Genomic DNA, 24970 nt, shown 5'->3' on the forward strand with positions numbered 1-24970 from the left:
TTAAGAAAAGTTAGAAAACGTTGTTCCCGCAGCTACATTTACTGTAACCGTACTTCCTGCCGCTATCACGGCATTATCTCCTATGGTAACACCTTTCCAGATACTCACATTATTCCCGATAAATACATTTCTACCTATGGTTACAGCTGCGCTAGACCCTGTATGTGATCTTCGGTTTTGGGGATTGAGACTGTGAAAATTGCAATTATAAATACTACAATTTAAACCTATTGTAGTTCTGTCTCCTATAGTTATAGAAGCCTCATTTGCAATCGCGCAAAAGTTATTATTAATCGCAACATCATTCCCAAAGATGATCTCACTACCTTCCTTCCTTGCTTCTATATACGCGTAGGTATTATAAAATAATGGCGAATTGATAACGCCTATATGTACGCTTTCGCGAAAGCATACTTTTCCTTTTCCATTAATTTGCGCAGGTTGATGAAGTACCGCCTTGCCATCAATGCTTTTATGAGATGAAAGCATTTTATACTTCCATATTCTAAAGGATTGTAATATGTTACTAAGTCTACTCACTTGCTGCAATTGTTTTACCAAATAATGGTTTCCGAAAGATAAACAGTAATACCAATAAATGTATAAAATAACTAAAGCAATGTCCCATAGACGCTCCCTCATATCCAAATTTACGCACCAAGTAAATTCCAGAACAATAGATTACTCCTAGGGATATTATCTCTGTTATTAAAAATAGCTTTAGATTATTTTTTGCGATAATTTGATATCCTATCACGATGGAGGCAACCTTAAAAAAATCTCCAAGTAATTGCCATTTAAAAAGATGTGTCATCGGGACAAAATCTTCTGTAAAAATGAGTCCTACAATAAAATCTCGTAGTAGATATATTACCACAAGTCCAACTCCAAAAAGCGGAAGAACGGTTTTGTAAAACCCAAATATCTCCTTTCTAAAGGATTCATCTGTAGTTGCCTTTGCGAGTTGAGGAAGTATATACAATGTCATAAGTGTGGCGACGAACTTCACATAATAACTAGATATTCTAGTCATTGCGTCCCAGTAACCAGCACCATCACCTATCTCTTTACGTATGGTAATATATACGAGCGGCAGCACAATCATAGAGAACAAAGCCATAAGTGTGTACGATCCTAGCTTACGTAACGCTGCCGTATCAAAGTTTAACAATGAAATATTTCTCCATACATCACCTTGCTTTCCTAATGCAATTAAGGTAATCACTAGTATCACTGCTGGACTTACAATTAGCGAAAATAATGCACCTTGCACACCGTAGTATATAATACTTAACACTGTTATAGCAAGTCCAATAAGGTTAGAAAATATTTGAATTTTAACCACCTTCTTATAAGCCGACTGCCCATTAATAACGGCAAGTAAAATACCGTTAAGTGTTATAAACGGTAAGGCAATGGCTAGCAATTTAAAAACATAGATGTACTGTGCCCCTTCTCCAAAAACCTGTGCATTAAAATAAGAAGCGCCTACGTATAACATCGATGACACAATTATAGTAGCAACAAGACTTACAATAACAGCAGTAGATAATAATTTTGATAATGGATGACTATTCTCATCACCCGTAGCTACATACTTTACAATACCGTTAGACAGGCCTAGATTTCCTGCAGCTTGAGAAGAAGTCATAAAATTGCGCAGATGTCCTAGCAATGCCATACCACGCTCCCCTAGATAAATAGCAATAAGTTTTGAAGTTATAAGCCCTCCTAAAATTTGGAGAATTACACTCACAGCATTTATTGAGCCTATCTTTAAAAGCGTATTGTCACCTATACTAGCGCGTATTTTACTTAGCATCTAAAGTTGTTTAGCGCTGTTATAATGTCCTCAACATCTATATCTGATAATGCGGGTGATAATGGAATACTGAGTACCTCTTTATGCAATTGCTCACAAACGGAAAATGATTGCATATTGAACTCGCTAAGTGCCTCTTGTTTATGAGGAGGAACTGGATAATGAATATTAGTCCCTATTCCTTTATTTTGTAAGTGTGTCCGTAATTGATCTCGATAAACACTTCGTATCACAAACAAGTGCCACACATGATTTTCCTCTTTATCTAATTGAGGTAGTAAAATATGTTTATTATCAATCTTACTGAGATATTGGATCGCAATCTCACGCCGTCTACGATTATGAATATCTAATTGCTTTAATTTTATTCTTAAGAAGGCCGCTTGTATCTCATCAAGTCTAGAATTAACTCCTGCATATTTGGCTACATAGCGTTCTTTAAAACCATAATTTCTATACTTTTTCACTACCTGAGCAAGCGCTTCATTATCTGTAGTAATTGCTCCGGCATCTCCTAAAGCTCCTAGGTTTTTAGTTGGATAAAAACTATGCGCACTCGCATCTGCTAGTGATCCGCTGCGATTTCCATTGATATCCTTTGCTCCATGTGATTGTGCGCAATCTGTAATTACGAGTAGGTTGTACGCTTTCGCGAAAGCGTTAACCCTTTCCATATCCGTAAGTTTCCCATACAAGTGTGTAGGTAAAACTATTTTCGTTTTGGGAGTGGTTTTATGTTCTAAATCTTCAAAATCAAAATTATAAGTAAGTAATGAAGCTTCTACTAATACAGGAATCAAACCAGCCTGCTTAATAGCAATAATCGTAGCGATATACGTGTTACTTGCAACTAAAACTTCGTCTCCTTCTTGAAGCTGTTCTAAGATTTTGTAGCCTTCAAAGATGAGACGTAAAGCATCGAGACCATTTGCTGTACCTACACAATGTCTCGTTCCACAATACTGAGCATATTCTGCTTCAAAAAGTTGTACCTCTTCTCCTAGCACATACCATCCTTTATCTAAAAAGGAATCGAACTTGATTTTAAACTCCTCTTCATAGGGAGCATTTATTTTTTTAAGATCTAAAAATGGGATCATACCAGTACGTTATTTAAATAGATATGATTTGCAGTGTCTATTTTGAAGCTTCGATGCACAGAGGTACGTGCGCCAAAACATTCTTTCCAGTAAGCAAGTCCTTTATTGAGTTGTTTTCCTGCATTTTCATTTGAAGTTCCAAAGTCGAAAAATCTCTTGTTTTTAAAAGTAACTTTTATAAGATGATTGAAAAGAAAGTCTAGTGTGCCTAAAGTTTGTTTTTCACTATTTGCCGAGATATACTGGACGTGTGCTGTAGTACTTGTCTCAAATATCGTAGCTCCCCCAACAATACGTCCATCATGGTAAACATTAAACTGTCTAATATTATTTGGGAATGACTTCTTTAGTAATGTTATCTCTTCTACAGTGTGTGTAGGTTCGGCGTTATGTTGCTCTTGAAGATTAGGAGTTAAAATAACGTTCCAGAAATCACCAAGATTATCTTCCTCTTTAATAACTAAATTGTGTTTTTGAGCTTTCTTTACACCTTCAAGCCGATTAGATTGAATCTGTATGTCATTTCTATAATCAATGACTGAAGCGCTATCCACTCTATAGCAAGCTGCTTGAACGAGTTGTAAAAGATAGTCTAGCCCTTCACTAGGCAAACGATTGTAAAAACTAGGAATCTGCTTTAAATAGAGTGTCTGAATACCTAGGGACTCTAAATAACTGAGTAACTTCTTAAATAGCTCTGTTAAATCTGCAATCTTTAAAGATGGTAGTATCAATAACCCTCCATAAGTAAGCCCTTGATGACTATAGATCGCTTCTCCCTCAATATTTGCAGGTAGCAGTGCAACTACTTTTTTATCCTTAAATATCATCAGCGAGTTATCTATAAAACGATCAGAATGATACTCCATAAATGCCCTATTATGGAGGAATGTTGCGTTGCATGATAGCGCGACAAAATCGTTCCAATGGACGGTATCCTTTTGCTGAAACTTATGGATGTTATAAGGTGATTTCAAATACTGGGAGTTACTCTGTTAGTACTGTAAAATACAAACATAATTATATATAATCGTTGTTTTGAGAGATGTCAATTATACTTCAAGTACTTTGAACATAATATCTATTTTAGCCAAATAAATTTAAATTATTATTGATGCAGATTATAAGGTCTTTAAAAAGTGATAAAATTTATACCATAGCAATCATTTTGATTGCTACATTAGTTCTCGTTACTACTCTTTTACGACCTGTTCATATCTTCCCTGACTCAGAAGGCTATATTACAGCTGCAATTTATAGAACTCCAATATATCCAATATTTCTTAAAATTATTGACCTATTATTTGGGAGCCATGAAGATATTGCTATAATTGGATTACAAACTCTTATGGGCATAAGTGCAGCATTGTTCATGATTACTAAGCTTAGAAAATGGACTTCACTCTCCGTTCATTGGCTTGTTATTCTTTTCGGAATGGTGCTATACCCGTATATTGCTGAAAGAGGAATAGGTAATAATATCTTAAGTGAGGCAGTATCTTATCCACTTTATCTAATTACAATTACGTTCTTTTTCAATGCATTTTTGAATAACGTAACAAGGCCATTAACCAAAGCGTTTATTTTACTCTTTGTACTACTATTAACGCGGACGCAGTTTGTCTTTCTTGTCCCAATGGGAATACTTATTTGCTTGAACATTTATTTTCGAAATAAGACTTCTAAAAAAACAGTAATCTTAGCGTTAGCATTTTTGATATTACCGTTTCTCACAAATTTTGTAGATAAAACATATCATCATATACAACATAACCATTTTGTAAGCACTCCGTGGACAGGTATTCATCTGTTTACTCCAGCAATTTTTACTGCCCAAGAAAGTGACAACTTGCTTTATGAAGATTCTCAAGAAAAACAATATTTTGAGGAGATGTTTGCAATCCTTAAAGAAGAAGGGCTCAATGTCAATCATAAAAACAATCCCAATGAACCAGATATTGATATTTATGAGGAATATTATAGTAAGATTGCAAATGCAACTTTATTTTATAAGGGACTAGAGATAGTAAGTGATGGAGAGCTTACTGACGAAAACTTTATCCTGGTTGACCAGCTAACAACATCGATGACAGCAACTCTTACTTGGGATAATAAAGTAGATTGGACTAAATTATATATTATGAATTTTATTAATGGCTTTGGTTCCATTAGTATGTTTGCTTTATTTGTAATTCTATTTTTAATAAGTCTCACAGATTTCATTAAACAGCCTGCAATTCTTAATAAAACTGTTTTATTCTTTAGTCTCTGTACAATGGCAAATATGGCTGTAGTCTCCATAGCAATGCACACTATACAACGGTTTACATTTTACAATGATTGGGTTCTATTTCTAATTGTTTTTTTCACAATGGATATGATAACTACCAAAAAAAATCTTACAAATGAAAATTGAACTTTCGATAGTGATGCCTTGTCTCAATGAGGCCGAAACGCTCGCTACTTGTATTCTAAAAGCAAATGAGTTTTTAGCAAATCAATCTATACATGGTGAAGTTATCATAAGTGACAACGGAAGTACAGATGGCTCGCAGGACATAGCAAAAAAGCATGGAGCAATTGTAGTAAACGCACTTCATAAAGGATATGGAAGCGCATTAAAGGAAGGAATAAAGGCAGCTCGAGGAGTTTACATCATTATGGGAGATGCAGATGATAGTTATGACTTTTCAAACCTTACGCCATATGTTGACGAGTTACGTAAAGGAAACGACCTAGTAATGGGTAATCGCTTTAAAGGCGGAATCAAAAAAGGAGCAATGCCCTTCTTACATAAATATCTAGGTAATCCTGTACTATCATTTATAGGGCGATTATTTTTTAAATCTAAAATTGGCGATTTTCATTGTGGCTTAAGAGGTTTTAGTAAAAATGCTTTCCAGAGAATGGAGTTACAAACTACGGGTATGGAGTTTGCGTCAGAGATGATTGTAAAAGCAAGTTTAAAAGGGATGAAAATTGTAGAAGTTTCTACCATCTTACATCCTGACGGTCGTACACGGCCACCACATCTCAATACTTGGCAAGATGGATGGAGACATCTGCGTTTTTTGCTTCTTTACAGTCCTAGTTGGCTGTTTATGATTCCAGGAGTCTTATTTATGACTGTTGGATTTATACTGTCTACTATTCTTGTTACTGGTCCATTACATTTAGGTAAAATTACGTTAGGAGTTCACACGCTACTATATAGTAGCGCCATTTTTCTTGTAGGTTTTCAGCTAGTACTATTTTACGGCTTGACTAAAATTTATACTGTAGAAAATGATTTACTGCCTAAGTCAAAAAAATATGATCAGCTCTTTAGAGTGCTTACTTTAGAAAAAGGCTTGATTGTTGGCTTTACGCTTATTATAACAGCTATAATAACAACTGTGTATGCTTATCAGAATTGGCAAGCTGTGAACTTTGGTAACATTACGGGTGTAAGTACTTTACGCGTAGTAATTCCTGCTATTACTACATTGTTACTTGGTGTGCAGACCATTCTTTTCAGCTTCTTTTTTAGCATACTAGGTCTTAGGAAGTAATAGTTTTTAGGTCTAGCCTTCGCGAAAGCCCATAAAAAAACCTACTCAGTACGAGTAGGTTTTTTCTATAATTTCTTATTTCTAAGATTCTTAAGCTATTTTAAAACGTTTACGATCTACCTCTTTAAGGTGAACTTTACGTAGTCTCAAGTGATTAGGAGTTACCTCTACATACTCATCTTTCTGAATATATTCTAGCGCCTCTTCTAATGAAAACTTGATAGCAGGAACAATCTTTGCTTTATCATCTGCACCAGATGAACGTACGTTAGATTGCTTCTTAGCTTTTGTAATATTAATGTTCATGTCATCTTGACGAGAGTTCTCACCAATTACTTGACCTTCATAAATATCTTCACCTGGTGATACGAAGAACTTACCTCTATCTTGTAACTTATCGATAGAATAAGGAATCGCATTTCCATTCTCCATAGATACTAAAGATCCAGATATACGTCCAGGAATATCTCCTTTGAAAGGCTGGTATTCTTTAAAACGGTGAGCCATAATTGCTTCTCCTGCAGTTGCAGTAAGCAATTGGTTACGTAATCCTATAATACCACGTGATGGGATTAGGAATTCAATAATCATACGCTCTCCTTTTGCCTCCATAGAAAGCATTTCTCCTTTACGCATTGTCACAAACTCGACAGCGCGACCAGATACATTTTCTGGAAGGTCAATAGTAAGCTCTTCTATAGGCTCACATTTTACTCCGTCTATTTCTTTTATAATTACTTGCGGCTGCCCGATTTGTAATTCATATCCTTCGCGGCGCATTGTTTCAATTAGTACAGAGAGGTGCATTACTCCACGACCATATACTAAGAATTTATCTGCACTGTCTGTATCATTAACACGAAGTGCAAGGTTCTTTTCAAGCTCTTTTGTCAAACGATCTTTAATGTGACGAGATGTTACAAACTTTCCATCTTTTCCAAAGAAAGGTGAATCGTTAATTGAGAAAAGCATACTCATTGTAGGCTCATCAATATCGATAGTTGCAAGACCTTCTGGGTTTTCAAAATCTGCAACAGTATCACCTATTTCAAATCCTTCTAATCCTACAATTGCACAAATATCACCAGCTTGAACGCTTGGTACTTTTAAACGACCTAAACCGTCAAAAGTGTGTAATTCTTTAATACGTGTTTTCTTGATAGTTCCATCACGCTTTACAAGAGATACTTGCATACCTTCTGTAAGCTCACCACGGTTAAGGCGTCCTATTGCGATACGACCTGTAAATGAAGAGAAATCTAAAGATGTAATTAACATCTGCGTGTTTCCTTCTTTAACCTCTGGTACTGGAATATTTTCCATTATCATTTCTAATAATGGCTCGATAGAATCAGTTGGCTTCTCCCAGTCGTCACTCATCCAGTTGTTCTTTGCACTACCATAAACGGTAGGAAAGTCTAACTGCCACTCTTCTGCACCAAGTTCAAACATAAGGTCAAAAACCTTTTCATGTACGATATCTGGAGTACAGTTTTCTTTATCTACTTTGTTTACTACAACAAGAGGCTTTAATCCAAGATCAAGTGCTTTTTGTAGTACAAAACGCGTTTGTGGCATAGGCCCTTCAAATGCATCTACAAGAAGACAAACACCATCTGCCATGTTCAATACACGCTCTACTTCACCACCAAAATCGGCGTGACCAGGAGTATCGATAATGTTAATTTTCGTTCCCTTGTACATTACAGAAACATTCTTAGAAGTAATTGTAATCCCGCGCTCACGCTCAAGATCGTTGTTATCTAAAATAAGTTCTCCTTTAGATTCGTTTTCTCTAAAAAGCTCACAGTGATACATAATTTTGTCTACCAGGGTTGTCTTACCGTGGTCTACGTGGGCGATAATCGCGATATTCCTTACGTCCATAATGGGTTGTATTAATGCCGTGTTTTTGGCGGTGCAAAAGTAAGTATTTTTAATTAAAATATTTACTATTACTATATTATATGTGCTTTCTCCTTTTAAAATGAATCAAAAAGCACTCAAATTATTGAAATAAAACAGCTTAGTTAATATATCAGTCTACTATTCAGAGCGGTTACGGCGTCTTATTATTTGGGCGTTACCCTACGGGTCAGGCTATCCGTTTTTACTCCTCCTCATTAAGAAAACCTCGCTATCATCTCACATAAAAGTGAGATGGCTCGGTGTTCTCAATTCGTGTGGGGTAACCACTACTATCCTCAACGCAACAATAGCTGTAAATAAAAATGCTTCTTCTATGTTATATAGAAGAAGCATTTAAAATAAATCTTAATGTGTAAAAACACATGTAAGATATGTATATGTTTATTGCGCTAGCAATTAAAACATCTCACGTCCAGAAAAATGGAAAGCACCTTCAATAGCTGCATTCTCATCACTATCAGAACCGTGTACTGCATTTTCTCCCATAGAAGTTGCATATAAAGCACGGATAGTACCTTCTGCAGCATCTGCTGGGTTTGTTGCTCCTATAAGCGTACGGAAGTCTGCTACTGCATTTTCTTTTTCAAGAACTGCTGCAACGATAGGTCCGCGTGTCATAAACTCTACAAGCTCTCCAAAGAATGGACGCTCGTTGTGTACTGCATAAAATGTCTCAGCGTCTGCCTTCGTCATTTGAGTAAGTTTCATTGCTACAATACGGAAACCGCTAGCAGTAATTTTTTCTAAGATTGCTCCGATGTGTCCGTTTTCAACGCCATCAGGCTTAATCATTGTAAAAGTTCTGTTTGTCATAATTCTTTAATTTCTGCAATGGCGGTATTATCTCCCTACCTTCACTTAGTTTTTAGATGCCCACGTGTTGAGCTTTTAAAATTTTCGCGAAAGCGTAAAAACTCTTTCTTGAAATCGCGTGCAAAAATACTGCTTTTTAATGTTACCACCATATTAAGTTTTCATCTCCTTGAAAAGCTAAATATTTAATCACAAGCAGAAATAGAGCACAGCAGAAATTGTATATTCGCAAACTATGAATATCTCTCAAATCTCAACAACAAAAGAGTTACTTAAAGACTCAAAAAGCATAGCTGTAATTCCTCATAAAAATCCTGATGGAGATGCTATGGGAAGTACACTTGCACTTGTAGCATATTTAAATAAAAAAGGTCATAAGGCAGTTGTAGTGGCGCCTAATGAGTATCCACATTTTTTAAAGTGGCTGCCAGGTCATGACGATGTACTTTTTTACACATCTAATACAACTAATGCAAGGGATGCAATAAAAACAGCAGACCTCGTATTTACATTAGACTTTAATCATTTTTCTAGAGTAGGAGACTTAGAAGAGGTGCTTGATAATGTCAAGGCTCCATTTATCATGATAGACCACCACCAGCAACCAGCAGATTATGCTACGGTTACTTATAGTGATACTGCCATGAGCAGTACTTGTGAGATGGTATATCATTTCATAAAAGCTTTAGGTGATGAGCAGCTAATTACTGCAGACATGGCTAGCTGTTTGTATACAGGCATCATGACAGACACTGGATCTTTTAGATTCTCATCTACCACCGCTACTACTCACGAGGTTATTGCTGCTCTCATTAAAAAAGGGGCAAATAACGATCAGATACACCAAAACATTTACGATACTAATAGCGAGTCTAGACTTCAACTCCTAGGTGTTGCTCTTAATAATCTTGTAGTCTTAAGGGAGTATAGAACTGCATTTATTACTATGACGCAGAAAGAGCTAGATGACCATAATTTTCAAAAAGGGGATACAGAAGGTTTTGTAAATTATTGTCTTTCGCTAGAGGGCATTATATTTGCTGTGATATTTATAGAACATAAAGCAGATAGTATTATAAAAATGTCGCTTAGATCTAAAGGTGAGTTCTCTGTAAACGAATTTGCTAGAGCTCATTATAATGGTGGAGGACATACTAATGCCGCAGGTGGAAGAAGCGAGGTAGCACTTGCAGAAACTATTGCTAACTTTAAAGAGTTATTGCCTTCATATAAAGACCAATTATCATCATGAGAAATTTAATATTTCTGTTTTCTATATTCCTTATTGCTTCATGCTCTGAGACAGTTGCTCGCAGACCAGTTTCTCAAAAAACAGGATCTTACGTGAAGACAGAAACTATCTCTCGTAACAAAGAGCTTATTGCCCAAGATGAAGCAGCTATTAAGAAATTTATAGCTAGCGATACTTTAAACACCTATAACCCTTCACCTAATGGTTTCTGGTATTCTTATATTGCAAAAGATACACTAGGTAAGCAAGCTCCTCAAGTAGGTGATCTTGTTTTGTTTAATTACAACCTCGCAACAATCACCGGTAAGGAACTTGTTACGCAAGAAGAACTAGGAAATACGGTTACTCAAATAGATCAAAGTAATCCAGATATAATTACGGGAATAAGGGAAGGACTTAAATTAATGAAGGAAGGAGAAACAATGACGTTTCTATTTCCTAGTTATAAAGCTTACGGCTATTACGGTTTTGAAGATAGAATACCTAGCAATACCCCAGTGCGTAGTACCGTTACTTTACTTGAAATAAAAGACCAATCAAACGAATAAATAAATCACAAACAATGAAGAAAACAAGTATGTTATTAGTTGCAGTAATTTTATCACTCTTTTCATGTAATGATAAATATCCAGATCTAGGAGATGGATTATATGCAGAAATCATCACAGATAAGGGAACCATGGTTGCAGAGCTTTTTTACAATGACGCACCTGCAACGGTTGCAAATTTTGTTGCGCTAGCAGAAGGTACACACCCTCTAGCAGATAGCACATATGCTGGTAAGCCATTTTACAATGGATTAACCTTCCATAGAATCATAAAGGACTTTATGATTCAAGGTGGTGATCCTACAGGTACAGGTTCTGGTGATCCTGGCTACAAGTTCTTTGACGAACTTACTCCTGAGCGTAGACATGATTCTGCAGGAGTTCTTTCTATGGCAAACTCTGGATATGCGACTAACGGAAGTCAGTTCTTTATTACACATAAAGCGACACCACACCTTGATGGTTATGACTCAAACGGAAATCTTAAAAACTGTGATAACCCTAGAGTAAGCTGTCATACAGTATGGGGTAAAGTAGTTACTGGATTAGAAGTTGTAGATGCTATTACAGAAGTAGAACTTGAAGATCCACGCGCTGGAAAACCAAAGACTCCAGTAATTATCCAACAAGTAAACATTATCAGAAAAGGAAGTGATGTAAAAAATTACAACGCTGGTGAGACGTTTACAAATGAACTAGCTGCCTTTGAAGAAAACAAAGCAAAAGAAGCTGCCGAAAAAGCAAAGCAATTTGCTGGAAAGAAAGCTGAGCTTGACGCAAAGAGAGAAGGAATTGAAGAACTTCCTAGCGGACTAGGAATCTATTTTGATCAAAAAGGAAAAGGAATAAAGCCTAATACTGGTCAAAAAGTAAAAGTAGAATATGCTGGTTTCTTTACAACAGGAGAGTTATTTGACACAAGTAGCGAAGAAGTAGCTGCTGCAAATAACAAGCTAGATGACCGCAAGAAAGCTGCTGGACAGTACAAACTTCTTGAAACAGTATATAGCCCAGAAGCTAGACTTATTGCTGGATTTAAAGAAGGACTACAATTGATGTCTATAGGTGATAAAGCAACACTATTTATCCCTTACCACTTAGGTTACGGAGCACAAGGGTATCCTGGTGCAATACCTCCTAAGGCAGATCTTGTATTTGAAATCGAACTTGTAGAGATCGTAAAGTAATACAAACATTATAGCACATTAAAAAAGCTAGCCATCTTACGATGGCTAGCTTTTTTTATCTAATGATTTCAAGAAACAATCAGTTGTTAAGCAACTGGAATATCTTTTAATATTTCTATTACAAAATCCCAATACTTTTGAGCACTTGAAATACTTGCTCTCTCATCTGGAGAATGCGCTCCCTTAATAGTAGGCCCAAAGGAAATCATATCCATCTCAGGATAATTCTGACCTAAGATTCCACATTCAAGTCCTGCGTGACATGCTGCTACATGTGGATCCTCATTATTGATCTCTTTATATTTTGCTTCTAGCACCTTTAAGATAGGACTCGCCATGTTAGGAGCCCATCCTGGATAATCACCAGAAAGTGCTACGTCAAAGTTTGCAAGTTCAAAAGTAGCTATAATGGCATTTGCAAGATCATCCTTTGTGCTATCTACAGATGAGCGTGTAAGACAACCTATTTTTATAGATCCGTCCTTTACAATCACTCTAGCTATGTTATTAGAAGTTTCCACAAGATTTTCTATCTCTGGGCTCATTCTATACACCCCATTATGAGCTGCACTTATCGCTTTAATAAGTTCTTGTTGAGCTTCCATGTTCATAACATTATCAGGAAGATCTGTTTTCTCTGCGGTAATGCTAAGGTTTTCTTCTAGTGAATTGTACTCTGCTTGAATAGCACTTGCCACGTCCTGAAAATCTGCTTCAAAAGCTGCCAGCTGATTCTCATCCACCGCGATGATAGCTACGCTTTCTCTTGGGATTGCATTTCTCAAACTTCCTCCATCAATACTTGAAATACGTATATCAAAATTTTCTGATGCACTGCGCAATAAGCGATTCATCATTTTATTTGCATTACCAAGACCCTTGATGATATCCATCCCAGAGTGACCTCCGTTAAGTCCATTTACAGTAACCTTATAAGCTACAAGACCATCATCTATTCCTTCTTCTGGATAATTACGAGTTGCTGTGATATCTACACCACCTGCACAACCTACTCCTATCTCGTCATCTTCTTCTGTATCCAGATTAAGTAAGATGTCGCCTTTAAGAATTCCTCCCTTAAGACCCATCGCGCCTGTCATACCTGTTTCCTCATCTATAGTAAATAATGCTTCTATAGCTGGATGCTCAATAGTAGTACTCTCAAGCACTGCCATTATTGTCGCTACTCCAAGACCATTATCTGCTCCTAGTGTAGTTCCTTTTGCACGTACCCAGTCACCATCTACATACATCTCGATACCCTGATTATCAAAATCAAACTCGGTATCATTATTTTTCTGGTGTACCATGTCAAGGTGAGATTGCATCACAATCATTTTCTTGTTCTCATGACCAGCAGTAGCAGGTTTTCTTATGATTACATTACCTACTTCGTCTTCTATCGTTTCTAAACCTAAGTTTTTACCAAAGTCTTTCATAAACGCAATGACGCGCTCCTCCTTTTTTGAAGGACGAGGGACAGCATTAAGATCTGCAAATTTATTCCAGAGCGCCTTTGGGGCTAGATTTCTTATTTCTTGATTATCCATTTTCTAAGTTTTACACAAAGATAATGGCTACATAGATGAAAGACTACGCTTGCTCTTTAAAAACGATAGAAAGAAGGATGTAGAGAATGATGATGATAGGTATTCCTAAAAACTGGAAGAATACAAGCAATAATACACTTGCAAGTAAAAAGAGGTAACGCACTTTGTTCTCTCCAAAAGACCAGTTTTTAAACTTTAGTGCAAATAATGGAAGTTCTGCATTGAGCATAAAACAACTTAATGCGGTAAGTACTATAAGGACGTATGGATTTTCTAATAACGCTTTCGCGAAAGCGTACTCTTCAAACATCAATATAAGAGGTAAACTTAGTATGAATAAGGTATTTGCAGGAGTTGGAAGCCCTATAAATGAGTTAGTCTGGCGATCATCTACATTAAACTTTGCAAGTCTATATGCCGAAGCCATCGTAATTGCAAAACCTATATACCCCAAGTGAAAGTGCTGTTCTTCTAGTGCCGCTCCCCAAGGAATACCGCTGGCATCTTCTAGCAGTTGATACATAACTACTCCTGGCACAACGCCGCTAGTAACCATATCTGCAAGGGAATCTAGCTGTAACCCTACATCACTAGAAGCATTAAGAATTCGTGCAAAAAAGCCGTCAAAAAAATCAAAGAAAATCCCAAGAGCTACAAATATCGCAGCAAGCTCTAGACGATCATTTACAGCAAAAACTACCGCTACACAACCGCTTAGCAAATTACCCATTGTGATGGCATTAGGAACGTAACTCTTTATAGACATTGTTTAATTTTTAGTAAAAGTATGGAAGAATTTTCGACTAATATAGGCTTGTGCAATATCTAGCTCGTTTTATTGTTTACAATGTGTACTAAAAGTGGGATATTTGTCCCATAAATCCTGCTATTGAAAAAATCACTTTCTATACTATTTTTACTCATTTCAGTTACTGCTGTATCACAAACGGTTCGTAAATATTCGAATGAATTTTTGAATATTGGTGTAGATGCTGCCGCTCTTGGTATGAGTAATGCCGTAGTCGCAGGTACGAGTGATGTAAATGCAGGCTATTGGAATCCTGCAGGTTTAGTAAACCTAGAAGATAACCAGATCTCATTAATGCACGCCTCCTATTTTGCAAATATTGCAAATTATGATTACATCGCTTTTGCAAAACCTCTTGATGATAGAAGTGCTATTGGAATATCAATTATACGTTTTGGCGTTGATGATATTTTAAATACTACCCAACTTATAGACGACCAAGGAAACATAGATTACAATCGTATCAGTCTATTTTCTACTGCAGATTATGCTTTTACTGTGTCTTATGCAAGAGCACTTCCGCTAGATGGTTTGAATTTAGGGGTGAATGCAAAGGTGGTGAGAAGAGTAATAGGTGACTTTGCAAACAGCTGGGGTTTTGGCCTTGATGTAGGGTTGCAATGGAAAAAAGGAGATTGGGATTTTGGAGTTATGGCTCGAGACATCACCACTACAGTAAACGCGTGGAGTATTGATGAAGATGAGTTTGCTACCATAAGCGATGCCGTCGAAGGTCAAAATCAAGATTTACCAGAAAGTACAGAAATCACCATCCCTAAACTTCAAGTAGGATTCGGTCGCCAGTGGATTTTTCATTATGATTACTCCTTACGTGCAGAACTAGATATGAATTTTAGATTTGCTCAAACTAATGATATAATATCATCGTCTGCCGTAAGTGCAACACCCGCCTTAGGACTTGAGTTTGGCTATGCAGAGCTAGTATATGTAAGAGCTGGCGTTGGTAATTTTCAAGAACTCACTGCTCTTGATGACTCCACGTCTATAGGTTTTCAACCTAATATAGGTGTAGGATTCAAGTACAAAGGGATCCATGTGGATTATGCACTTACAGATATAGGTGACCAGAGCGCTGCTATTTATTCTAACGTGTTTTCTGTAAAGTTAGATTGGGAGCTTTTTAGATAGCCTTTTTCTTTACCTCAGGGCGTGCCCCTATCCTTCATTCATTTCATTCTTGAAGTCTAGTGACCGGGCTATACGTTTATACGCTTCGTGATGCTCCGCTATCGCTCCACAACACTGCGGGGTAACCACTGCTATCCCTCACGCAAAAAATTAAACGGTATCCAAGAATTACATAGAGCTAAAGCTTGTTTAAACGCTAAGATTGCTTAGCAGATAACTGATTATTTCTATCCTAAATATCAATACACAAAAAAGCCCCCAGTAACACATACTGAGGGCTTCTATAATCAATGTATGCTCTTTCCTTATCTCTTCAACGTAAAGTGTCCGTTTACGGTTCTTTGTGTTCCTAGCTCGTCAACTTCTGTAAACTCTACGCGGAACCAGTAATCGCTTGATGGCATTGGTTGTCCATTAAAGGTACCGTCCCATCCAGCACCTACTGGGCTTATCTGTTTTAAGAGTTTACCGTATCTATCAAAGATAAAAATCTTTGCATTTAAGTTTGGTGCCACTCCTAGTCCTATGATATTCCATGTATCGTGGAAACCATCTGCATTCGGTGTAAAGAATCGTGGGTAATCAATTATCCCTATCTCTACTTCTGAGATACTACAGTTACCACTGGCCAGTCTTCCAAAAACAGTGTGTGTTCCTGGAGTTACTCCTGTAAAAGTAGTACTACTCTGGAACGGCCCATCATCAATTGCAAACTCATATGCTGAAGCGACATCTGCTCCTGTAACATTAATTACTTCTACCGTGTATAATCCGCTATTGTTAAAAGAAGATTCTACAACGACCGCTTCAAAAACGGGAGCACTCTCTGCGCTATACACCGCTTCTGCTACATAATCACAGCTTGTTCCATCTCCATAAGTAGCGGTAATCATCACTTGATACGTCCCTGCAGCGTCAATAGTCACCTCAGGGTTTAGCGATACTAATGCGCCATCACGTGTCCAAACATAACTATAAGTAACCCCAATCTGCGGACTCTCCACCGTACCATCAATGGTAAATGGATTAAGCGCTTCGCCTGTAATCTCATCTACACAAATCTGCCCGCCTTCTTGAGTTAAGTTAGTGTATGGTAACGGTTGTACAAATATCTCAAAATCTACTACCGTGCTACTCTCACAGCTACTAGCCGTGTTTACGGCTCTAGCATAAATCACTTGCGGATTCGTTATGTTTTCAAAAGCACTAGGGGTAGCAATCGCACTTGTCATCGCCTGCGCATCTGCAAGGCTAGTGTAATAACTTACGGAAGTTGCTGCGACGTTTCCAGTGATAACAGCGTTTTGCTGAGTAAGATCAAAAGTTGCCGTACTCTGCTCTGGCGCGATATTTACTCCAAAATCGTCTGCACATTGCACGATATTATCTGCTGGGAATACTTCTGGTCGTGACTCTACTGTAAAGATGATGCTAGTAAAATTCACACATCCTGTCGTCGCATTTTCTATACGCACAAATAATTCCTGATTATCTGCCACCGTGTATGGCGAGCTTAGCGCTGCTGCATTTGCAGTCGCTTGTACTTCTAGTTCGTGGTAAGTGATAATAAAATCACTGGTTACCTGCGGCGCAGCAAGTAATCCAGCTAAATCTGCGAGGGTCGTAAGATCTACACTTCCCATCGCGTCATCACCATCAAATTCTTCACAGAAGGTATAATCTACAGGTCCTGCTGCTGCCAAGATCGGTAGCGGATTTACTACTACTTCAAAAGGAACGACTACAAAACATAGATTTCCGTCGCTATCCAAGTCGCTGTTTCCTGGCACATCACGTTCCACCCTTGCGTATAATGTTTGGTTGCCAGTCACGGTATTGATAAACGCAGTCACATCTGTAATGGCGAGCGTAGTGTCTTCTGGGTTCGCTTCCGCGAAAGCGAGTTCTGTATACACCGTTATATTTACCGGTTCTGCTCCCGCAATCTGCGCGATAGCAGGTGTTAAATCAAAGACTTCAAAACCATCTGTTGCCGAACCTGAACCTGCATCAATCACTCCATCACCATCTGTATCGATATCTGTAGTCGTGTCACACACTTCTAGCGCATCTGGATTAGTATTTGGTGTTGGCAGTGGTAATACTTCGATATTAAAGGTTGTTCCATCACTACATCCTGCTGGACTTGATACTACCGCTTGGATGGTTTGAGGGTTTAATATGTTTGTATACGCCGAAGGATCTGTAATAGGAGTTCCTGCGTTCAAAGCAGCAAGACTCTCATAATACGTTACCGTAAGCAGCGGATCACCACCAGTGAGACTCGCTTGGTTTACGCTTAAGTCAAACTCCGTAAAGGTGTCTGTATCATCATCACAAATCATGAGATCTAGATCATCACCATTCGGGTTTGCCGTAGGTGGTGTCTCTACCGATATCTCAAATGAACCAATGGCAGCGCATATATTTGGAGAGCCGTCACTTACTTGCAAGCGTACCCAGATAATTTCTAGTGGTGCTATCTGTGTTGCTGTATAAGCGGTAGGGTTTACAATTGGATTGATTCCCAAATCAGCATCTGCTTGTGTATTATGGTAGGTAATGATAAGGGTTGCTGGATCTTGCGTTCCTATAATCGTAGACTCATTTTGGGTGAGGTCAATAACCTCCATTAGATCATTATTATCATCACAAGCTGCAAGGGTTGCTAGTGTTGTAGGAAGTTCTGGAATAGGGAACACAATAAGCTCAAACTCATAGATCTTCGTACAACTTGTGGCTGTCGTAGCGTCTGTATCTTGTGCAACTACATATAACGAAGTCATTCCTGAGATATTATTATAAGGAAGGGTAATATCTATCTGACCTGCTCCCGTATCTGCCGTTGCATTATCTAGTGTTTCATAAAAACGCAAGTCTATGTTTGTTACTGTTGCTAGTAAGTCGTCATTATATTGTTGCAGGTCAAAAGCTCCAAAGCCGTCATTATCCTCATCACAAGCAACTGCAGCTGGTAATGGCTCTCCAATTACTGGTAACGGATTCACTTGAAGGTCTACCGTAGTCTGAGCGCCACACATTCCTGCTTGATCGCTAGTTACTAAGATAAAAATGGTCTGCGGACTCATTCCTGTATTTACATAAGCTGTTGGAGTAGAAATCGCATTGGTTGTCCCAGCATCTAAGTCTGCTTGCGACTCATAATAGCTAACACTTAAAGTGGTGTCTCCTCCAGTAATTAAAGTATCAAGGCTTGTTAAATCAAAACTTGTAATTCCATCAGTATCGGTGCCTACCAGTGCTCCTTCGCTATCACACTCCTCAAAAACGCCGGGAGGTGTGATCGCTGGAATCATCGCTATGTTAAGATTGAAAGTGCCAACTACCGTACATCCTGTAGTTGTATTTTCTAGACGTACCCAGATTGGTGTGGTTGGTGCACTTGCTAAATAGTTCAGCGGATCGGCAACTGGCATATCACTTACGCTTCCTACCATAGCTTCTGCGCTAGCAAGGGTTTCATGATACGTTAAAGTAACATCAGCAGTAGTTTGTGTTCCTAGAACAATCGCATCATTTTGAGTAAGATCAAAAAGTGCTTGTCCATCTTCATTATCATCGCAAGAGGTAAGATCTGGAATCACCGCAGGTAGCACAGGTGCTGGTTGTACGATAAGTTCTAGTTCGATAACACGGTAACACTGGGTTGCAGTTGCTGGATCCGTATCGGTTGCTCGTACAAATATTGTTCTAGATACAGTCTCATAAGCCGCCGGTGTTGCTATCGATGGACTGCCCAGTTCCGCGGAAGCGAGTGTCTCATGAAAAGTGAGTGACATAAACGTCTCTCCATTGATGATATCTGCAGTTACTTGACCTGTAAGATCAAATACTGCGTCTCCATCATTATCTACATCACCATCATTTGCCATGGTATCACATTCTTCTACCGCTACAATAGTGGTAGGTGATGGTAGTGGGTTTACCACTAAAGTAAGCGTGGTGGTTTCAAAACAGCTAGTTACTATATTTTCTACTCTAGCAAAAATAGTTTGGTTAGCCATTACGGTGTTTTGATATACATCTGGAAGTGCTGGTGCACCTGCATCGGCATCGCCTTGGGTAAGGTGATAGCTTACTGCCCAGTCATCATTACCACCAGTAATTTCATCATCACGGCTACGTAAATCAAAACTCGCAAACTCATCGGTATCACTACCACTCTCTAGATCATCACAAAGCTCATATTCGGCAGGTTGTACCGGAGTAGGAAGCGGATTCACAACAAGAGAAAGGGTCGCTATATTACTACAAAAAGTAGCCGTGGTCGTTGGTTGCGCCGTATCTGTCACCACTGCAAAAACAGTTGCCGTATTGCTGGTGTAAGCGCTAGGAGTTGCTATGGCAGGAGTTCCAGCTTCCGCGGAAGCGAGAGAAGAAAACCACACCACACTGTGGGTTGCAGGGTCTAGACCTCCTAAAATATTTACCACCTGTGTACTTAAATCAAAAATCTGTAGTCCGTCGCTATTATCATCACACAATGCAAAAGGAGTTGCATTTTCATTAGGCATTGGAGTGTTAAGCACTCTCAAGGTAAGCGGTGTTGTGTCATAACAACCTATCGCATTAAACACACGAGCAAAAATGATCTGCTCAAAAGGGTCGTTATTGATATACATTGCTGCGTCCAGCTCTTGGCCTACAGGCGCGTTATCTGCATCTGCTTGGGTAAGGTAATAAGCAACACTTAAACTAGGGTCACCACCAGTAATTTCAGTATCTCTAGATGAAAGCACAAAAAAGTCAAACACACCATCATTATCATCATCACAAGCCTCATAGTCGGCTGGAGTGACAGCCACAGGTACTGGGAAACTACGGATGCTCATGCTTGTAGTTGAAAAACAACCTGTTGTATTATTAGTCACACGAACTCCTACAATCTGCGGATTACTCGTGGTGGTAAACATGGTACTATCTGGAATGCTTGCATCGCCAGTAGTAGCGCCAGCGGCATCTAAGTGATAGGTCACTGTAAGATTTGCATTAAAACCACTAGTGATTTCTGCATCTTTTTGAGAAAGATCAACCGTTGTAAAGCCATCGACCACACCATCTTCATCACACACTTGAAGTTCTGACGGCGTGATAGCCACAGGATTTTGATTAACAATAGTCTCAAAATTCATCGCAGTATCAAAGGTCGTACACGTGCTACTCGTACTTCTTAAACTATAGAAAATAGTCTGCGGATTACTACTGTTTGAAAAAGAAGTAGGACTTGCAATCGCCACAGGAGGTGTTGCTGTGTAAGCCGCTATACTCTCGTAAAAAGTAACTTCTAGATCTGAGTCTCCACCAGTGATCTCCGCTACATTCTGCGTTAAATCAAAAGTAGCTGCATTTGCTACAGCAGAACAAGTCTCAATACTACTGATTGTAGGAAGGAATGTTGGGTTGGGAGTCACTGTAAGTCTCACGTGCTCTCCAAGGCCTACACAACCATTATCTGTATCTGCCTCTACACGAACCCAAATATCTTGAACGCCACCAGCACTTGTGAATAACGGATTGTTGCTATAAGCAGCAGTATCTATAATAGGGTTAATCTCAGATAAGGCTTCTTGCTCTGTTTCATAATAAGCAACAGATACTACTTGTGGTGAGAAAAATGTTTCTATCGTAGCAGTAGCGCCAGAGAAATCAAATACAGCAATACCATCACCATCAGTATCACACTCAATCTCATCTGCAAAGAATGTTCCTGTTGGAATTTGAGAAGCACTCACAATTAAGTTAATAACTCCTTCTCGTGAACATCCATCTAGGTTTGTAACAGTCACAGCAATAGCCTCATTAAAAGGAGAACCACTGTTTATATAAGCCGTAGGATCAGTTATAGGTGTGCCAGAAGCGTCTACATAAGTAAAAGTCTCGTTGGCCGAATTTGTACTCAACTCGCTTTGTGACTGTGTTAAGTTTAAAGTTGTAACACCGTTTGTATCATCATCACACTGACGTAAAGTTACTGGTGTGGTTAGGACTGGGAGAGCATTAACTCTAAGATTAATTGATGTTATTGAGAAACAACCAGTGAAAGCTGTATTTTCAACTCTTGCAAAAATAGTATCGTTATTAGGGCTTGATGTATTTGTATATGCTGCAGGAAGAGGATTTGTATTACTAGATGCTTCCGGTCCGTTTACATGATAACTCACTTCAAACTGCACTGGATCTAAGCCATTTAAAACTTCGTCATCTAATGTAGAAAGGTTGAAGGTAGCCACTCCATTAGTATCATCACCGTCTATATTATCGTCACAAATTTCATAGGTAGCAGGCATTGTTGCTATAGGTAATGCAACAACCTCAATATTAAATGAGGTAGTACTTGAACATGCAGGCAAGCCATTGTTTTCTACACGAACAAAAATCTCATCACTTACAGAGTTATATATTGTGGTTCCTGCTAAAGCTCCCGCTCCTGTATCTGCGTCTGCTTGACTCAAATGGAAAGAAACAGAAAACGCTGTCGCACTCTGTCCATTTAAAATATCTAGAATTTGAGCGTCTAGATTAAAACTTGCAAAACCATCTGAATCTGTATCACACTCAAAAATATCATCTGGAGCTGTTGCTGTTGGTACTGTGAAGAATGTAACGATAACCTCGTCTGTTCCTGTGTCACCAGCAGTATCTGTGATTGTCACTTGGTACTCGCCACTTGTAGTTACGTTAAGCATCGCTGTAGTAACTTGAGCTCCACCACCGTCTAAAACAGGCATAAAACCTGCTCCAGTATCTACAGCCCATGCATAACCAGCTGCTTCTGTACTCGTAGCATCTAGTGTTACTGTTGTTCCTTCACAAGCATCTTGATCTGCTCCTAGTGAAGCATTTACAATAGAACAATCTGTACTACCAACTCCAGTATTCATTGGGTCATTAGTTTGCTCTATAAAAATCTCCGCTTGTTGACCAGAAAAATTAGTAACCATAAAAACATAGACATCACCTTCTTGCGCATTTGTAATTGTAGGAAACTCTACTGGTGCTGAAGAAAAGCTACAACTTTCAATATTAGCTGCAGTCAATTGGTCAAAAACATCAGTATCTGCAAAAGGACCCCAGATTATATAATCTACATCAAGGCCTGTTCCTGTTGGAGTTCCGTCATCATCTATTGCTGTATTCTGGGTGATTTGAAAATTTAAATTTCCTGCTTGATCAATTTGCAAGAAATACCAAGTAGGAAAAGGTTGACTACCTAAACAACCATAATTGGGACCTGCTTGTCCTGATGTAGTACAGTTTGAATCTGTACTACCTGAAAAACAAGCGTCAAATGGTGTCGCAAAAACAGGATCATTGGTACAAAATGGAACTGCATCTTGAAACGTAGAACCTCCTGCCGATGTCTGAGCAAAAAGCGACGTATTTATAAAAGAAAAAGCTATTAGAATTAAAGCTAAACGTAGGATTCTCATTATAGAATTATTTAAGGAGTGAAAAATAGCGTTTTTTTGCTAAAATCCTGTTAACGGAGACTCGTTTTCTTAAGTGAATTTTTCATAAAAACACCATCTAGCAGTAGTAATATAAGTTAACTATGAAGGTTAAACTATATGGAGCACGCTTTACAAAGAGTTACCACTTCCATAGCTTCCTTTACGTCATGAACTCTTAATATATGTGCGCCTTGATTTATCGCGATTGTATTTAATACCGTGGTCCCATTAAGTGCTTTATCTGGTGATGTCTCCAGGGTTTTATAAATCATAGATTTACGGGAAACACCTGCGAGAATAGGTAAGTCTAACTGTTTAAAGATTGCCAACTTATTAAGTAACTCAAAACTATGGCTAGCTGTTTTTGCAAATCCAAATCCTGGATCTACTATGAGATCATTTATTTTATGAGACCTTGCGACAGCAACTCGCTCACTAAAGTAATGCAGCACCTCTTTTGTTATATTCTCATAGACCGCAAGTTCCTTCATAGTCTGAGGAGTGCCTCGCATATGCATCATTATATAAGGAACACCCAGCTCCCCTACTGTAGATATCATTTCTGAATCTAACTGCCCTGCACTAATATCATTAATAATAGCTGCTCCCGCTGCTATTGCTTTTCTTGCTACGCTTGCGCGAAAGGTGTCTACAGAGATTATAATCTCAGGGAATAATATCACCAATTGCTCTATCACTGGTATCAATCTTAACTCCTCCTCCTCTACCGAAATATCTACAGCTCCTGGTCGCGAACTATAAGCTCCTACGTCTATAAATGTGGCGCCATCATCAAGCATTGTTCTTACTTGGTCAATAGCAGCGTCCATATCTTTATACCTACCACCATCATAAAAACTATCTGGAGTAAGGTTTAGTATTCCCATCACCTTAGGCTTGGAGAGATCTATTAGCATTCCTTTACAGTTTATTTTCATAGATGATTATTTATAAATCTTTGGCTATTATTCTAGGATAGTTTGACTTCTTTAGCAGCTACTTTTAATCACACACTACCTCTACTCCATAGCCCCGATTGTAGTGAAAATCCCGCTGCTGGCTGGTGCAACCGCCGCGAGGAATTGCAACAGAAAGCGGGATACTGCTTCAAAAATACACCATAAACGCTGTGCTTCAAAAGGATAATAGCTAGCATTACTTTCTAAGCAAGAACTCATTTCTTATATTGAAGATTTTAACCGAAATTTACCAAAAATCAAACAACATAGCATGCCTGACACTTCTGCCCAATATGATGCGGTAATCACACAATGTAGAGACCTTTTTATTAAAAAAATGAAAGACTATGGGAGTGCATGGCGCATATTGAGACTTCCTTCTCTAACCGATCAAATTTTTATAAAAGCACAGCGCATACGCGGGTTACAGCAAAACGAGGTGCAAAAAGTGGATGAAGGGCAGCAATCTGAATTTATAGGTATCATTAATTACTGCGCCATGGCGCTAGTAAATCTTGAGCGCGGCGTGGTAGAGCAACCAGACATGGAGCTTGAAGAGGCTACGCATGCTTATGATGAGAAAATAAAACTCACAAAACAGTTAATGATGGATAAAAATCACGACTATGGTGAGGCATGGCGTGATATGCGAGTGAGCAGTCTTACAGATTTGATTCTCCAGAAATTGTTGCGTGTGAAGCAAATAGAAGATAATAAAGGAAAAACCCTCGTTTCTGAAGGTATTGATGCAAACTATCAAGACATGATTAATTATGCTGTTTTTGCAATGATTCACTTAGGTGATGCATAAGAATTAGTATTTATGAATA

At 38.4% G+C, this 24970-nt stretch carries 17 protein-coding genes; 7 read left to right on the top strand and 10 right to left on the bottom strand.

All coding sequences use genetic code 11. From position 1 onward, the window contains the following. The 4 genes from SJY37_RS00080 to SJY37_RS00095 are packed head-to-tail and all read right to left on the bottom strand — an operon-like array spanning nucleotide 1 to nucleotide 3791. Nucleotides 1-540, bottom strand: a complete 540-nt coding sequence (locus SJY37_RS00080) for a DapH/DapD/GlmU-related protein (RefSeq protein WP_379952644.1) — start codon at nucleotides 538-540, stop codon at nucleotides 1-3. Continuing rightward, nucleotides 533-1822, bottom strand: coding sequence for an O-antigen translocase (locus tag SJY37_RS00085; protein WP_379952646.1), 1290 nt, complete (start codon nucleotides 1820-1822; stop codon nucleotides 533-535). Before SJY37_RS00085 ends, SJY37_RS00080 begins: the two co-directional genes overlap by 8 nt. Next, the gene (locus tag SJY37_RS00090) at nucleotides 1816-2922 is read right to left on the bottom strand and encodes a DegT/DnrJ/EryC1/StrS family aminotransferase (protein WP_379952647.1); all 1107 of its coding nucleotides are present in this window, start codon (nucleotides 2920-2922) and stop codon (nucleotides 1816-1818) included. The genes SJY37_RS00085 and SJY37_RS00090 overlap by 7 nt, the downstream gene beginning before the upstream one ends. Next, a complete protein-coding gene (locus SJY37_RS00095) occupies nucleotides 2919-3791 on the bottom strand; it encodes a GNAT family N-acetyltransferase (protein ID WP_379952649.1) in 873 nt (290 codons plus the stop codon). The genes SJY37_RS00090 and SJY37_RS00095 overlap by 4 nt, the downstream gene beginning before the upstream one ends. Before the next feature lie 245 nt (nucleotides 3792-4036). Between SJY37_RS00095 and SJY37_RS00100 the strand changes: the two genes are divergently transcribed. Next, nucleotides 4037-5338 (top strand): hypothetical protein, encoded by a 1302-nt coding sequence (locus SJY37_RS00100; protein ID WP_379952650.1) that lies wholly within the window; start codon nucleotides 4037-4039, stop codon nucleotides 5336-5338. Next, nucleotides 5328-6473 (top strand): glycosyltransferase family 2 protein, encoded by a 1146-nt coding sequence (locus SJY37_RS00105; RefSeq protein WP_379952651.1) that lies wholly within the window; start codon nucleotides 5328-5330, stop codon nucleotides 6471-6473. Before SJY37_RS00100 ends, SJY37_RS00105 begins: the two co-directional genes overlap by 11 nt. 90 nt (nucleotides 6474-6563) lie before the next feature. Here the strand turns inward: SJY37_RS00105 and typA are convergent, their stop codons facing one another. Together typA and SJY37_RS00115 are read right to left on the bottom strand one after the other, a co-directional pair. After that, on the bottom strand, nucleotides 6564-8360 hold the full coding sequence (gene typA, locus SJY37_RS00110; protein ID WP_339850338.1) for a translational GTPase TypA: 1797 nt from the start codon (nucleotides 8358-8360) through the stop codon (nucleotides 6564-6566). 438 nt (nucleotides 8361-8798) lie between these two features. After that, the gene (locus SJY37_RS00115; protein WP_041295684.1) at nucleotides 8799-9218 is read right to left on the bottom strand and encodes a nucleoside-diphosphate kinase; all 420 of its coding nucleotides are present in this window, start codon (nucleotides 9216-9218) and stop codon (nucleotides 8799-8801) included. A 232-nt stretch (nucleotides 9219-9450) separates the two neighbouring features. Between SJY37_RS00115 and SJY37_RS00120 the strand changes: the two genes are divergently transcribed. From SJY37_RS00120 to SJY37_RS00130, 3 genes are read left to right on the top strand one after another with little or no spacing between them, the layout of a single operon-like run. Further along, nucleotides 9451-10467, top strand: coding sequence for a bifunctional oligoribonuclease/PAP phosphatase NrnA (locus SJY37_RS00120; protein WP_379952653.1), 1017 nt, complete (start codon nucleotides 9451-9453; stop codon nucleotides 10465-10467). Further along, nucleotides 10464-11015 (top strand): gliding motility-associated peptidyl-prolyl isomerase GldI, encoded by a 552-nt coding sequence (gene gldI / locus SJY37_RS00125; protein ID WP_379952655.1) that lies wholly within the window; start codon nucleotides 10464-10466, stop codon nucleotides 11013-11015. The genes SJY37_RS00120 and gldI overlap by 4 nt, the downstream gene beginning before the upstream one ends. A 14-nt stretch (nucleotides 11016-11029) precedes the next feature. Next, nucleotides 11030-12202 (top strand): peptidylprolyl isomerase, encoded by a 1173-nt coding sequence (locus SJY37_RS00130; protein ID WP_013751594.1) that lies wholly within the window; start codon nucleotides 11030-11032, stop codon nucleotides 12200-12202. A gap of 86 nt (nucleotides 12203-12288) precedes the next feature. Here the strand turns inward: SJY37_RS00130 and SJY37_RS00135 are convergent, their stop codons facing one another. After that, nucleotides 12289-13752: an aminoacyl-histidine dipeptidase gene (locus SJY37_RS00135; RefSeq protein WP_379952656.1), complete on the bottom strand. Its 1464-nt coding sequence runs from the start codon at nucleotides 13750-13752 to the stop codon at nucleotides 12289-12291. 43 nt (nucleotides 13753-13795) lie between these two features. Further along, the gene (locus SJY37_RS00140; RefSeq protein ID WP_298330870.1) at nucleotides 13796-14518 is read right to left on the bottom strand and encodes a phosphatidylcholine/phosphatidylserine synthase; all 723 of its coding nucleotides are present in this window, start codon (nucleotides 14516-14518) and stop codon (nucleotides 13796-13798) included. Between the two features lie 123 nt (nucleotides 14519-14641). On the opposite strand from SJY37_RS00140, the gene SJY37_RS00145 reads away from it, so the two are divergent. After that, nucleotides 14642-15709: a PorV/PorQ family protein gene (locus SJY37_RS00145; RefSeq protein ID WP_379952657.1), complete on the top strand. Its 1068-nt coding sequence runs from the start codon at nucleotides 14642-14644 to the stop codon at nucleotides 15707-15709. 305 nt (nucleotides 15710-16014) lie between these two features. On the opposite strand, the gene SJY37_RS00150 is transcribed toward SJY37_RS00145, so the two are convergent. Together SJY37_RS00150 and folP are read right to left on the bottom strand one after the other, a co-directional pair. Then, nucleotides 16015-23160: a T9SS type B sorting domain-containing protein gene (locus SJY37_RS00150; RefSeq protein WP_379952658.1), complete on the bottom strand. Its 7146-nt coding sequence runs from the start codon at nucleotides 23158-23160 to the stop codon at nucleotides 16015-16017. A 134-nt stretch (nucleotides 23161-23294) separates the two neighbouring features. Then, nucleotides 23295-24119 carry a dihydropteroate synthase gene (gene folP, locus SJY37_RS00155; RefSeq protein WP_298328100.1) on the bottom strand — a complete coding sequence of 275 codons (825 nt, stop codon included), beginning with the start codon at nucleotides 24117-24119 and terminating at the stop codon, nucleotides 23295-23297. A 292-nt stretch (nucleotides 24120-24411) separates the two neighbouring features. Between folP and SJY37_RS00160 the strand changes: the two genes are divergently transcribed. Beyond that, entirely contained in the window at nucleotides 24412-24951 is a 540-nt protein-coding gene (locus SJY37_RS00160; protein WP_298328103.1) for a DUF1599 domain-containing protein, read from the top strand. Nucleotides 24952-24970: the final 19 nt, after the last annotated feature.

This window comes from Dokdonia sp. R78006, from assembly GCF_042466145.1.
In the GTDB taxonomy this organism is placed as follows: domain Bacteria; phylum Bacteroidota; class Bacteroidia; order Flavobacteriales; family Flavobacteriaceae; genus Dokdonia.

What these genes read in the sequence shown, in the direction of transcription:
- SJY37_RS00085 (WP_379952646.1), bottom strand. Translation starts at nt 1,822, where the DNA reads ATGCTAAGTAAAATACGCGCTAGTATAGGTGACAATACGCTTTTAAAG.
- SJY37_RS00090 (WP_379952647.1), bottom strand. Translation starts at nt 2,922, where the DNA reads ATGATCCCATTTTTAGATCTTAAAAAAATAAATGCTCCCTATGAAGAG.
- SJY37_RS00095 (WP_379952649.1), bottom strand. Translation starts at nt 3,791, where the DNA reads ATGGAGTATCATTCTGATCGTTTTATAGATAACTCGCTGATGATATTT.
- SJY37_RS00100 (WP_379952650.1), top strand. Translation starts at nt 4,037, where the DNA reads ATGCAGATTATAAGGTCTTTAAAAAGTGATAAAATTTATACCATAGCA.
- SJY37_RS00105 (WP_379952651.1), top strand. Translation starts at nt 5,328, where the DNA reads ATGAAAATTGAACTTTCGATAGTGATGCCTTGTCTCAATGAGGCCGAA.
- typA (WP_339850338.1), bottom strand. Translation starts at nt 8,360, where the DNA reads ATGGACGTAAGGAATATCGCGATTATCGCCCACGTAGACCACGGTAAG.
- SJY37_RS00120 (WP_379952653.1), top strand. Translation starts at nt 9,451, where the DNA reads ATGAATATCTCTCAAATCTCAACAACAAAAGAGTTACTTAAAGACTCA.
- gldI (WP_379952655.1), top strand. Translation starts at nt 10,464, where the DNA reads ATGAGAAATTTAATATTTCTGTTTTCTATATTCCTTATTGCTTCATGC.
- SJY37_RS00130 (WP_013751594.1), top strand. Translation starts at nt 11,030, where the DNA reads ATGAAGAAAACAAGTATGTTATTAGTTGCAGTAATTTTATCACTCTTT.
- SJY37_RS00135 (WP_379952656.1), bottom strand. Translation starts at nt 13,752, where the DNA reads ATGGATAATCAAGAAATAAGAAATCTAGCCCCAAAGGCGCTCTGGAAT.
- SJY37_RS00140 (WP_298330870.1), bottom strand. Translation starts at nt 14,518, where the DNA reads ATGTCTATAAAGAGTTACGTTCCTAATGCCATCACAATGGGTAATTTG.
- SJY37_RS00150 (WP_379952658.1), bottom strand. Translation starts at nt 23,160, where the DNA reads ATGAGAATCCTACGTTTAGCTTTAATTCTAATAGCTTTTTCTTTTATA.
- folP (WP_298328100.1), bottom strand. Translation starts at nt 24,119, where the DNA reads ATGAAAATAAACTGTAAAGGAATGCTAATAGATCTCTCCAAGCCTAAG.
- SJY37_RS00160 (WP_298328103.1), top strand. Translation starts at nt 24,412, where the DNA reads ATGCCTGACACTTCTGCCCAATATGATGCGGTAATCACACAATGTAGA.